This window comes from Bradyrhizobium cosmicum, assembly GCF_032290525.1.
Classification (GTDB): Bacteria; Pseudomonadota; Alphaproteobacteria; order Rhizobiales; family Xanthobacteraceae; genus Bradyrhizobium; species Bradyrhizobium cosmicum_A.
The window spans coordinates 1-246 of sequence record NZ_JASXTA010000476.1 but is presented as its reverse complement, the minus strand read 5'-3'; the positions used below and the strand labels follow the sequence as shown (position 1 = coordinate 246).

Below are 246 nucleotides of genomic sequence, written 5' to 3'. Positions count from 1 at the left end.
GCGCCGGTCAGGCCGACGCCGGTGATGCGGATCTCGGCGGTCTCGCCTGCCTTGATGTGGTCGGGGGACACGGAAAGGATGCGGGGGCCCGCGTCGGATTTCACCGCAAGCATCCGCCCGCCCAGCGCCGACTGGTCGGCATGGAACCAGCGCCCGTCCATGGACCCGTCGGGCCGCAGCGCCATCACCTGCCGGATCTCGGCCTCCGGACCGGCCAGCGAGGCACGCCATTCGCCCGCGCCATAC

The 246-nt window shown here is 72.4% G+C and carries 1 pseudogene; it reads right to left on the bottom strand.

The features are described from left to right. Positions 1–246, bottom strand: a pseudogene (locus QSV46_RS40615) (hypothetical protein); the annotation flags it as partial.